This is a genomic window from Elizabethkingia miricola (assembly GCF_001675285.1).
Lineage (GTDB): Bacteria > Bacteroidota > Bacteroidia > Flavobacteriales > Weeksellaceae > Elizabethkingia > Elizabethkingia miricola.
Map to the genome: position 1 here is coordinate 222,190 of NZ_LSGQ01000003.1, position 12,185 is coordinate 234,374.

Here is a 12,185-nt window from a genome sequence, read left to right on the forward strand (position 1 = left end):
AATAAAGTAAATATTTCTTATTTTTGCCGTCTAAAAATTTCAATTAATGAAGATTACGAATAAAAATCACGATGAAGTAAGTGCATTACTTACAGTGACACTGGATAAGTCTGATTATAAAGAGAAAGTTGAAAAAACTTTGCTTAACTACGCGAAAAATGCAAACATTCCGGGTTTTAGAAAAGGTAAAGCTCCTTTAAGTCTTATTCGTAGACAATATGAAGCAGGGGTAGCTTATGAAGAAATCAATAATCAGGTTTCCGATGCTTTAAACAATTATATTAATGAAAACAATCTTAGACTTGTTGGGCAGCCTGTGCCACAGCCGGTAGAAGAGTTAGATTATAATAATGATAACGTAACAGTGGCTTTCGAAGTTGGTTACGAGCCTCAAATTACTATTGATCTTGCTAAATATGAAGCACCTCACTACAAAGTAGAAGCTTCTGAAAAAGAGATCAGCCAGAGTATTGAGAACATGCAGAAGAGATTTGCAGAGCGTGTGCCTCAGGACAAAATGAACAAAGATTCTTACATTGCTTTACAAGTTGAGCAAGTTGTAGAAGAAGATGCAGAAGGTGAGCATCACCACGCACCTAAAAATGTTACAATTAACAAAGACAACAAAGAAGTTTACGCTGTAGTAAAAGGTAAAAAAGTTGACGAGAGTGCTATTGTAACTAAAGAAGATCTTCAGAAAGATGAAACTTTAGCAAAAGAATTAGGATTCGCTCAGGGAGAGGTAGAACACCTTCACCACAACGAAGTAAAAGTTACCGTAAAAGAAATCTATTCTTTAGATTTAGCTGAACTAAACCAAGAGCTTTTTGATAAAGTATATGGCAGCGAAAACATTAAGTCTGAAGAAGAACTTAAGAACAAAGTAAAAGAAGAATTAGACGAATACTTCCAACAAAATGCAGACGTACACTATGTGAACAAAATGTTGGAACAAATCGTTGAAAAAGAAGAAATCCAGCTTCCTGAAACTTTCTTAATCAAGTGGTTAATGTTCAACAATCAGAACATTCAATCAGAAGAGCAGGCTAAAGAAATTCTTGAAAATGAAAAAGCTCAGTTGAAATATCAAATCATCGAAGGTAAACTAATGAATGATAATGATGTTAAAATTGACTATGCAGATATTTTAGCACAATCCGAGCAATTGGTAAGAAACCAATTAGCTATCTACGGTATTCACCACCTTTCTGACGAAGAAGTTCAGAAATATGCTGTTGAAATGCTAAAAGATCAAGAGCAAGTAAGACAAATTTCTTCTGAAGTAGCAATGGCTAAATTGAAAGATACTATCCTTGAAAAAGGTGGTAAGAAAGAAGAGGTAATCTCTCACGACCAATTTATGGAAGAATTGAAAAAATAATTGATGTTGTTTTTCTATTTATACGAACTCCGCTATTCAGCGGAGTTTTTTTATTCTGTTATTTTACTTCTGTGATCCAGTCCCCACTGAACAATAGCTTCCGTTAATGGAATAACTGTTTTACCATATCCGCTAAGACTGTAAAATACTTTCGGAACCTTGTCATTGTTTTGTTTACGACATATTAGTTGGTTTTGTTCCAAGTCTTTTAATTCTTTGATGAGAACTTTAGGTGAGATACCACTTATATCCTGAAGAATCTTAGTGTAATTTAATTCGAGGTGTTGCCTGTTGGCAAGATACCGCAGAATCAGAAGTTTCCACTTTCCCCCTATTACAAACAAACAATCCCGCATTGCACGTAATTCTTCGTCACAGGACGCTTCTCTTATATTACCATTTTTTTTGATGTTTCCCATATACTTTCCTCCGGGTAAGTCTATTGCTTTTGGCAGCTTACACCGGCTAAATTTACATAAAAATAAAATTTATGAATGCAGTAAAACTAGTCTCTGTACAAGGAGAAAATAAACTGATTAATGATAGTACTTATTCTAAACCTGAAATTAAAAAAGAAAGCCAGGTACTTGTAAAAGTTAAGGCTGTTGCCGTCAATCCAATCGATTTGCAAATGTTTCAAGGAAAGAATGAAGCCAGGATTATGAGTTCAGACATTTTGGGACGCGAGTTGGCAGGTATAATAGAGGAAACCGGAAATAAGGTGAAAAACTTTAAAAAAGGAGACGAGGTTTTTTTGGCTGTTGGCAGTATGGGCAGTAATGGTGCTTTTGCAGAGTATGTAGTAGTTTCTGAGGAAATATTGGCACATAAACCTAAGGAATTAAGCTTTGAGCAGATTACAGCTCTTCCAATCGCTTATGTCACAGCCTGGCAGGCCGTATTCAGATTACAATTACCAAAAGAGTCGTCGATACTAATTCTGGGAGCATCAGGAAGTGTTGGAAAGGCATTAATTAATGTGTTGCATTATTTTGGATACCATAAGATTATAGCGACTGCAGGAAATGATTATAGCATGGGTGAATTAATGAAGCAAGGATTGTCCAAAGAGCAAATAGTTTCTTATAAGCGGTCTGATCTGGATAGAATAATACTGACGCGGAATAGTGGTCTTTATGATGTTGTAATTGATTGTATTGGTGGTCAAATGACAGAAACTGGAGCTAACTCTCTGAAAAGAGAAGGTATGTTTGTAGATATTACCAATTTGCGAACTGAAGAAGCCAACTATATACTGTTTCAGAAAGCGGCAATAATTATGAATATTGCCCGCTATGCAGAGCCCGAGTTACACTTTAAATACGGAGAAATTCTGAATCAAGTATCTTCTGTTTTAGAAAGTGAAGAGAATTGGCATCTGCAAGAGGTTTTAAATCTCGGAAAGCTGTCTGCAGAAAATCTTATGACAGCTTTTAATTTGATGGAAAAGAATAAAACCAACGGAAAAAAAATGGTTTTAGAGATGGAATAAAAAAGAAGCGGGAAAACCATTTTCCCGCTTCTTTATATTTATTTATTGAATTCCTGTTTCCATGCTACTGCAGCATCGGTTAGAGTACTGTAAAACTCTTCGCCATATTTTCGGATCAGAGGTTTTTTCAGGAACTGGTAAACACTCACTTTTAGCTCATCGCCAAGTGTACATGCATCAGCACAAATCTTCCAAACATCATAATTCAATGCATCAAAAGTAGAGTATTTTGTTACCCGAATAGGGTACAGGTGACAAGAAATAGGTTTCTGATAATCGATTACACCATCTTCATAAGCTTTTTCAATACCACATTTGGTATATCCTTTTTCGTCAAAGATAACATAAGCACATTCTTTTCCGTGTACCAAAGGTGTAACAAGATCTCCATCTACATCAACAATGTGGGTACCCTGGGCATCTATAGCTTCAGCACCTTCAGGGCGTAAGTATCCCTTGATTTTAGGGTAGATTTCTGCAAGGATTTCTGTTTCATCCTGGTCTAATGGTGCTCCGGCATCCCCATCCACACAGCAAATTCCTTTACATTTGCTAAGATTGCAGACAAAATTTTCTGCAAATACATCTTCTGAAATAATTTTATCGTCTATCTGAATCATAATCTGTTTTTAAAAATAATAAGCAAGCTTAAAAAGCAATGCAAAAATAATAATACCCCATAATATAAGTTCCTTTACCCAATATTTGGATATAAAACGAAGTCCTCTGCTGGTAATAACACTTACCGGAAAAGCGATGAGTAAGAGAAATTCGTATTGGGTTCCCATATAAAATATAAGAATAATCAATATGCTTAATGAGTATACCAATAGCAGCGTATAACGAAACTTACTGGAAGGGCTTTTCTTAGAAAAATGTACAAAATGATCATAAATACTGTACAACAGGAACAGTAGAACAGGAGAGAGGAATATCAGAGGTTCTATATTGGTGATCATCTTATCCGATACGTACGGAATAAGTCTTGTATAATAATCGGGAATATCCAGCAAATAGTATACCCCGGCGTAGTTGACAAACAGCAGGAGTATCCCAAAGAATAGTCGAAAAAGATTAGCAGAAATATTGCCCGAAGTTGCAAAGATATGGAGTATAATAAATATAATCAGAGGCCATGTTTGTGGCATCACAACATACATGAACCCCATAAGGCAGCCTACAAGAAAATAGGATCTCTTTCCTATTTTTTCGTTGTTACTTATTAGTATCAGTGTAGAAAGGTTGGCTGTAAGAATGGTAAAGGCCAATGGGAAACTTACATCTCCGAAATAGAAGCTAAATACTAATATGGTGTATATAAAAAGTGGTAAATGAGTGTTCCTGTTCAGTCCTATATTATTAAAAAGGAAATATCCCAGAGCTATTCCAAGAAAAGCAATAATACTTGAAATTATACTTAGTAAATTGAAATTCAGTATATTAAATAGGGATATGAATACCAGCAAACAAACCAAATAGGCCGGAATTGAAAAAATATTGGTTTGTTTAGACAGTAATCGGAACATTTTTATTAAATTTGCGACAAAGTTAATATTAAAATAAGGAAATAATGACGTCTTTTTGGTTATTCTTGAGCAAAGTTTTCAAATGGTCATTCGGGTTTTACGATACCTTCGGAAATGTTCTTAACTGGATTCTATTCATAGTAGCATGTGGATATTTCGTATACTGGTGCTGGATATTGGTAGCTCCATTAGGAAATAATAAAGATAATGAGTACCACTCTGATACAGAAGACGACAACCCTTATTACAGAGAAGATTTGTATAAGCAAGGTTAGTCATTACTTAAAAAAATATAATAAAAACCGGCTGAAATATCAGCCGGTTTTATTTATTTAGAAATAACTCTATATAGAATATTGCTGCAACGTAGCGAGAAGCTTTATAATGCGTTTTTAGCTGCTTTCTTACTTCGCTCAGAGTAGATGAAAGATAATTTCTAACCGTTTTTTCACTTATATTTAATATTCTTGCCGTTTCTTCAACAGACTTCCTTTTCATCATTCGAAGTTCGAAAACCTGTTTTTCGGTTGTGGTAAGCTGGTCTATAATTGCCTGTATTTTCTGCAGCAACTCTTTTGTATCAAAGGTATCCAGTATTTCCAGATATTCATCATCAGATATCTCCGGATAACTTTCCTCAGAGAATTCAGTTTTATATTTAAGGTTTCGAAAATAATCCAGGATACGGTAATCGCAATGTTTTAGCAGGAAAGCATTTAGCTGTATCTCCTTTTTCAGGATAAAATCGGGCTCTTCCCATACTTTCATCCAGGTTTCCTGAAGAATATCCCGTGCGATTTCTTCATTTTTAATTTTGGCATAAACTCTCCTGAATAACAGTGTAAAATATCTGTTATACAACATACGAAAGGCCTGTTGGTCTTTGCGTTTCACTCTTTCTAAAAGAGCTATGTCAGTCTCTGTTTTCACTGCTTCAAATTTATGGGTAAATGGATTAAGTTTTCGTGAACAATCTATTAATACATTATTAATTTAATTGATATAATGAAAATTCATATAAGCTTTAATTTGTTGTAAATAATTATTAATCAATGTTATATAATATTAATAGTTGTTCAGGAAAAAGAGATACTGCTGAAAAATAACTAAAAAGGCCAAAGGACAAATTGGTTTTTGATACGATATACTATCGAAAACTTATTTATGAAATTTACAACAGAAAAGATAACAGCTTTTTTCTTCCGCCTTCTGGAAAGGGAAGATAAGTTGTTGCCTAAGGAGAAGGAATTAATACAGAATTTACTGGATAAAGAATCAGAAATTACAGCTGATGAGAGTAGAGAAAAGGATTTGATATGGAAGCAGCTTTCTCAGAAAATACAAATTAATGTAAGAGCTAAGAGACCACGACAAATTGCTATCAGATCTTATGCTGTGGCAGCATCCGTCATATTCATTTTTGCTTTAGGGTTCTTTTTCTTCGAGCTAAATAAAACTTCAGAAAGCGAAAAAGCAATATTTTCTACCGCTAAAAATGAAATTAAAAAAATAGTACTTCCGGACGGTAGTGAGGTATTCATTAATAATGCTACGAGAGTTACCTACGATAAGGCAAAATTCAATGACAAGCTTCGTGAAGTATGGTTAGAAGAAGGGGAAGCTTTCTTTTCTGTGACTAAAAACCCTAAAAAGCCATTTATTGTCCATTATCAAAATCTTAAAACAACCGTTTTAGGAACTTCATTTAATATCAAATCTTATAAGGCTCTTGGAGAGAGTATTGTTACGGTGAGGACTGGTAAGGTTCAGATTTCTGATGCAAAGCATGTGTATGGTGTTTTCGAAAAAAATGAAAGACTAACCTATGATCAGCGTAATAAGACTTCGCGTGTAAATGAAGCCGATGCAGATCGTACAGCATCATGGCGTACAGGTGATCTTGTATTTTCCAATGCGGGATTTCAGGAAGTGGCCATGCGTGTAAAAATGAAATATGGAGTTACGCTTATCTCAACATTTAATATGGATAATATCCGCCTTAATGCCAGCTTCAGGAATGATGAGAGCCTGCAGAATATATTAGATGCTATTTGCGGTATTTACCAACTGCAGTATAAAAAGCAAGGGAAACAAATTATTTTCTCTCATAAAACAGAAACTGATGAATCTGAAAATAAAAAAAATAAATCTGTTAAGTAAAAATGAAAAAGAACTACCAGAGTATTGTTAACCTGAAAAGTATACTGCTACTAGCCGGCATTAGCTTAGTTGGTCTTCTGCCAGCGCAAAGCGTTAGTTTTGCATCAGAAAATCTAACGACAAGGTTGCAAAAAATTAGCCTGCAAACAGGCCGCAACATCGCATTCGATAATACGATGCTGCAAAATACCAATGCCCCGTCTGTAGAAGGGGATTCAAAATCTGCTGAACAACTTATCCGTAAATCTTTGTCCGGTACAGCATTTACTTACCGTCCATTGGGAGAAAGTTCCTTTATGATTGTACAAAGGAATCAATCTCTTGGAAAGGGAAGGGTCTCCGGGAAAATATTAGATGAAGTAGGCGCTCCGCTTGCAGGAGCTGTAATAAGTGTTAATCCGGAAGGGATAACAATTGTAACAGGTAATAACGGAGATTTTTCCATAGAATTACCGGAAGGGCAATATACACTTACAATAAGGGCAAAAGGTTATAGTACCACAATATTGGATGATGTTATTGTAAAAAACAGTGAGACGAACCAGGTTTCTCTTAGTCTTAGCCCAATAGGGAAGGACGAACGTATTATAAAAGAAGTAACAATCTCAGCAGCTAAAAAGCAGAATACTGTAAGCGGGCTGTTGGCTAAACAGAAAAAAGCAGCAGAACTTTCGGACGGAATTTCGGCCGAGCAGATATCCAAAACTCCTGATAATGATGCAGGAGATGCTATAAAAAGAATTACAGGACTTTCTACCGTAGATAACAAATTTGTTGTGGTAAGAGGGATGGGAGAACGCTGGAACGAAACTGCACTGGACGGAGTAACACAGCCAAGTACAGATCCTACCCGAAAAATGTTTTCTTTCGATCTTATCCCTACATCGGTAATAGATAACATCATTGTAAGCAAGACTGCAACGCCGGATATGAATGCAAATTTCGCTGGTGGCTTTGTACAAATAGTGACAAAAGATATTCCCACAGAGCCATTTTTTAATTTTTCAATGGGCTCATCCTATAATGACATTAGTACATTTAAGGAACAGTTGGGCAGAAAAGTAAGAAAGTATGATTATCTGGCTTTTGATGATGGGTCCAGAAACCTTCCAATAGGGCAGGTTAAAACCCTGCTTCAACTATCTAGTGAAAATGGAGGTAATGCTCAAACTAATCCTGAATTGTTAGAGCAATCAAAACTGTTTAAATACGACAATTTTACAACATACAGATCAAATACCCCATTAGGAATTCAGTATCAAGCCTCGGGAGGGACCTATTTTAATTTAAATCATAATAATAGTAACAAACTGGGATTTGTTGCCGCATTATCTTACCGAAACAGGCAAGAGCAAGAAGAGATTAAAAATTTTGAACGGGGAAATTACAGACGGTATTTTACTAATAAGAATGGTGATTTAATAGAAAGGAGTAGCAGAAATACTGGTGGAAACTATGAATTTAATACTACATGGAGTGCCTTATTTAATGTTGGTGCACAGCTAGGAAAGAACAGGTTTACATTGCGTAATATTTACTCCAGAGTTTTTGATCAAAGACTAAACAGAATTTTAGGATGGAATTATGATGATACATCGGAAGGAACGGCTCCTAGTATTATTGAAGAGACTAATAGACCTGTTTTTTCAGCTCTTTTACAAAATAAACTGGAAGGAACACATCAATTAGGAAAAGTTAAGTGGGATTGGGCTATTTCGAGAACAGAAATCAATAGAGATCAAAAAGATGTAACCTATCTCAACTTTACGAATAAGAAAATCGGTAATGAATATTTTTATTACACCATGCCGGATGTATTAGGAAATACATTTAAGAGAGTGCCTTTTGGACGAGGAAGCTATTTATATAATGAAAAAGATTATAACTGGGAAACTTCTTTTTCATACCCTTTTATACTCGGGAGTTTTAAAAATAATCTAAAAGTAGGTTACTTTGGTGCTGCAAAAGAAGCTACTCAGGACTTTTTTGAGGTGTCTTTAAATGCCATGAGATCTGCTACTGGAAGCGGGGGATATCTAACTCCACAGGAATTATTAATGGCCCCAATTTCAGTTAAGCTGGATCAGAAAAATTACAATCCAAACGGTTTTGCCTGGGTGCCTACCTGGGAAGCAGGAAATAAATTTGACGGAAAAGTAGATCAGCACGCACCTTATATAATGATGGATAACAGATGGAATAAATTCCGTCTTGTATGGGGGCTCAAAGCAGAGTATTATCTATATAAGGATATTGAAAATACAGCTTATAAAACAAGATGGTCTTATGAAGGTAAGACTGATGATAAAAAATGGCAATTCCTGCCCTCAGTCAACTTTACCTATACTCCATGGAATAATTTTAATTTCAGGCTTGCTTATTCAAAAAGTGTAATCCGTCCTCAATTCTCCGAAAGGAATAAGTATCCTTATTATGAACCAATTATGGGCGGTGAAATTTTTAATATGCCTATAATTTCTTCTGTTGCTAGTAATTATGACTTTAAGGCAGAATGGTATCCATCACCAGGAGAGTTGATCTCAGTAGGTTTGTATTATAAAAATATAGATAATCCTGTCGAGCTTTACAGACGTATTACTCCCGATGCGGCAAATGTTTTTACAAGGTTAAATACTAAAAACGCTAAAGTAAAAGGGATAGAGGTAGATATACAAAAAGATTTTAGTTTTATTTCTGAAAGCCTTAAAAATCTGAAGTTTATAGGAAATCTTTCAGTGAATGATACTAAAGTACAAGTTGAAGAACCTTCAAGTGTTGACGAAGATGGTGTTTCTTTTAAAAATGAAAAAGGAGAAAGTATTAATAAGCAAATTGCGTATACAGATAATCGTCCTTTGTATGGACAGTCTCCATATATATTCAATCTGGGATTAGGCTATTTTGGTGACCGCCTTGGTGTAAATATTTTGTATAATAAAGCTGGTAAAATGCTTAATGTAGTTTCCTTTGATGAAGCTGGTAAAGAATATCTTGCCCCTTATGGAAAAGCTGATGCTCAGATTTCCTATAAATTAATGAAAAACAAACAATTGGAGATTAAACTGAACATCAGTAATATCTTCAATGAAGACTATATTTATTATAATAATGAAAATAGTTATCAGTTCAATCCTCCTAATTCAGATAAAGGAAGGAGTGACGTGAGATTCCAAAATCCTGTATTTTATAAGAAATATGCGACACATAAAGAGGGCTGGTCTGATGCTTATGATGAAAAAGATAACGTATTGTACCGCTTTAATGTTGGCCGTCGTTTCACACTAAGTTTTACCTACAATTTTTAAAATATTCTTTCACCACTGCATAGTATGGAGTTTTCAAGTAAGAACCAATCACATTATAGTATAACAGAAACTCATCACATATTGCAGAGGCAAAGAAGGCTTTCGTTCTGTAGAAAGTAAAAAAAGCAGAGAGCAAAGAGGGAACAGAATATTTGCCATGCTGTAACCAATTGCTCCCCACCAAATTGAAATTCTTCTAAAGATGGCAAAAGTAAAAAAATCAATTAATATGAAAAAGCTTTTTTTAACTGCCTCAGTTGCAGCATTAATGTTAAACTCTTGTAGCCGTGAGGGAATAGCAGAACAAGACAATTTTAAAATGCAGTCCACAACTGCTGACTACACAGGTTTTCCTGCTGCGGTACAAACAGTAAGTGGTACTATTACTGCTAACACTACATGGACAAGTGACAAAGTTTGGGAACTTGACGGACAAGTTGATGTTGCTCCGGGAGTTACTCTAACTATTCAGCCAGGTACTTTTATTAAAGGAAAACAGGGAACTGTTTCTGCTCTTATTGTACTAAGAGGAGCTAAGATTAATGCAGTAGGAACTGAACAAAACCCGATTATATTTACAAGTTATAAATTGTTGGATAATGATGCTTCTACTACTGCAACTCCAGGAGATTTCGGAGGTATTATCTTATTAGGAAATGCACCTGCTAATGTTAAAAAAACAATTGAAGGACTTCCTACTACTGATGATAAATATAAGTTTGGAGGTGATTTAGGTACTAACGCTGCAGATAATTCAGGTATTTTAAAATATGTAAGAATAGAATATGCGGGTTATAACCTTTCTCAAGATAATGAAATTAATGGTCTTACTTGTGGTGGTGTAGGTAATGGTACTACTTTAGACCATATCCAGGTTTCTTATGGTAGAGACGACTCTTTCGAATTCTTCGGAGGAACAGTTAATGCTTCTAATTTAGTTTCATTTGCTGCGGATGATGACGGGTTAGATTTTGATAATGGTTATACAGGAACAATTACAAATGCTGTTGTAATTGTAGATAAAAACTCTACACATAGCCAAAGTAGCGGGAAGCCAGACTCTAACGGAATTGAACTGGATAACAATGCTGCTTCTGAAGATGCAAGCTTTGGATTATTGCCAAAAACACACCCTACGTTAAATAATGTAAGTGTTTATGGTGTTAATAATTCAGGTGATGCTGCACTTTACAAATATGGTGCTAGAATCAGAAGAGGAGGTGAGATTACATTGAATAATGTAGTGGTTACCGGATTTACTCATGGTGTAGTATTCGACGGAGATACTAATGCTGCATGGTCTTCAGTTAATAACTCTGGATTTAGCGGATTTACAGCTGCTGTTACACCTGCAGGATCAGTTAATAATACCAATTCAATTTTCAACGGATCAGCTAATACTTTTGGTGCATCAAGTCCATTCTTTGATATTCTTGATTTTAGTGGTTCAAACAAAGGGGCTTTCGTTAATGGTGATTGGACTCAGGGATGGGTACAATACGAATTTTAATAAGCAAATAGTTTTAAATTTTCGGAGTGGTGGTTTCCACCACTCTTTTCTAACATCAATTTTATGAAAGCAAAGCAAAATCTATATTCTTTTTTTTATATCCTTTCCTTTTTTATTGCATTTACTTCCTGTTCGGATGATCAAAGGGAGTATTATCCAGATAAAAAGGTAATACAGGTAAATATCAAAGGATATATTGCAAAAGATTCGTTACAAATAAAAATGGGAAATACTATCGTTACAACAGACGATGGAAATAAAAAATATTTTAAAAATGCTGTAGATAAAAATGTTGATGCATTTGCTCCGTCTGTTTTTAGCCTTGTAGACGGAAAAGGAAAAGTACTGGCAACCAAGAATTATGAAGGAAGTACTTTTAATAATAAATTCAAGTTTTTTTACGACGGTATTACTCTTATAGATAAAATACCCGATGTTCCCAAGCCTACCACCGGTAATGTTGGGATCTTAATCGATTTTTCGGAGAGAAGAATAACCAAAATACCGCTTTCAGATATTGAAATTTATGTTTTTGCAACCAAACTGGGGAAGACTACGGATATTACAAGAGCAAAATTCAATAATGACGGGCAGGTATATCTGGATTTAGCTGTACCAACGCAAAATACGGCTTTTACAATAGCACTTGTAAAGCCCGGGACAAAAATTTCTTATGTGTCCACTATAAACTCAAGAATTAATCAGAATTCTGTCCGAGATAAAGGTTTAATGATGTTAATTCAGGAAACTGGAGATAGTGAAATAACTGGTATACAAGGTACTGAGCTTACACAGTATTTAAATTAAACAG

11 protein-coding genes are annotated in these 12,185 nt (G+C 35.0%); 7 read left to right on the plus strand and 4 right to left on the minus strand.

Annotation, left to right across the window (positions count from 1 at the left end):
• The first annotated feature begins 46 nt into the window (after positions 1-46).
• A complete protein-coding gene (locus tag ATE49_RS03890; RefSeq protein ID WP_065081145.1) occupies positions 47-1,381 on the plus strand; it encodes a trigger factor in 1,335 nt (444 codons plus the stop codon).
• A gap of 50 nt (positions 1,382-1,431) precedes the next feature.
• On the opposite strand, the gene ATE49_RS03895 is transcribed toward ATE49_RS03890, so the two are convergent.
• On the minus strand, positions 1,432-1,800 hold the full coding sequence (locus ATE49_RS03895; protein WP_065081146.1) for a winged helix-turn-helix transcriptional regulator: 369 nt from the start codon (positions 1,798-1,800) through the stop codon (positions 1,432-1,434).
• Positions 1,801-1,871: 71 nt separating this feature from the next.
• Between ATE49_RS03895 and ATE49_RS03900 the strand changes: the two genes are divergently transcribed.
• Positions 1,872-2,873, plus strand: coding sequence for an alcohol dehydrogenase catalytic domain-containing protein (locus tag ATE49_RS03900; RefSeq protein ID WP_065081147.1), 1,002 nt, complete (start codon positions 1,872-1,874; stop codon positions 2,871-2,873).
• Positions 2,874-2,911: 38 nt separating this feature from the next.
• Here ATE49_RS03900 and ATE49_RS03905 read toward each other — a convergent pair whose 3' ends face one another.
• Positions 2,912-3,493 (minus strand): DUF3109 family protein, encoded by a 582-nt coding sequence (locus tag ATE49_RS03905; protein WP_065081148.1) that lies wholly within the window; start codon positions 3,491-3,493, stop codon positions 2,912-2,914.
• Positions 3,494-3,502: 9 nt separating this feature from the next.
• Positions 3,503-4,399, minus strand: a complete 897-nt coding sequence (locus tag ATE49_RS03910; protein ID WP_059343560.1) for a DUF6427 family protein — start codon at positions 4,397-4,399, stop codon at positions 3,503-3,505.
• Positions 4,400-4,443: 44 nt separating this feature from the next.
• On the opposite strand from ATE49_RS03910, the gene ATE49_RS03915 reads away from it, so the two are divergent.
• Positions 4,444-4,674, plus strand: coding sequence for a hypothetical protein (locus tag ATE49_RS03915; RefSeq protein WP_034869512.1), 231 nt, complete (start codon positions 4,444-4,446; stop codon positions 4,672-4,674).
• A 49-nt stretch (positions 4,675-4,723) separates the two neighbouring features.
• Here the strand turns inward: ATE49_RS03915 and ATE49_RS03920 are convergent, their stop codons facing one another.
• Positions 4,724-5,329, minus strand: coding sequence for an RNA polymerase sigma factor (locus ATE49_RS03920; protein WP_234107789.1), 606 nt, complete (start codon positions 5,327-5,329; stop codon positions 4,724-4,726).
• Positions 5,330-5,563: 234 nt separating this feature from the next.
• Between ATE49_RS03920 and ATE49_RS03925 the strand changes: the two genes are divergently transcribed.
• The 4 genes from ATE49_RS03925 to ATE49_RS03940 all read left to right on the plus strand — a co-directional run bounded on the left by ATE49_RS03925 (position 5,564) and on the right by ATE49_RS03940 (position 12,181).
• Positions 5,564-6,559, plus strand: a complete 996-nt coding sequence (locus tag ATE49_RS03925) for a FecR family protein (RefSeq protein WP_065081149.1) — start codon at positions 5,564-5,566, stop codon at positions 6,557-6,559.
• 2 nt (positions 6,560-6,561) lie between these two features.
• On the plus strand, positions 6,562-9,864 hold the full coding sequence (locus tag ATE49_RS03930; RefSeq protein WP_065081150.1) for a TonB-dependent receptor: 3,303 nt from the start codon (positions 6,562-6,564) through the stop codon (positions 9,862-9,864).
• 229 nt (positions 9,865-10,093) lie between these two features.
• Complete coding sequence (locus ATE49_RS03935; protein WP_233174324.1) at positions 10,094-11,374, plus strand: hypothetical protein; 1,281 nt, start codon at positions 10,094-10,096, stop codon at positions 11,372-11,374.
• A gap of 63 nt (positions 11,375-11,437) precedes the next feature.
• Positions 11,438-12,181 (plus strand): hypothetical protein, encoded by a 744-nt coding sequence (locus ATE49_RS03940; RefSeq protein WP_065081152.1) that lies wholly within the window; start codon positions 11,438-11,440, stop codon positions 12,179-12,181.
• The last annotated feature ends 4 nt before the right edge of the window (positions 12,182-12,185 follow it).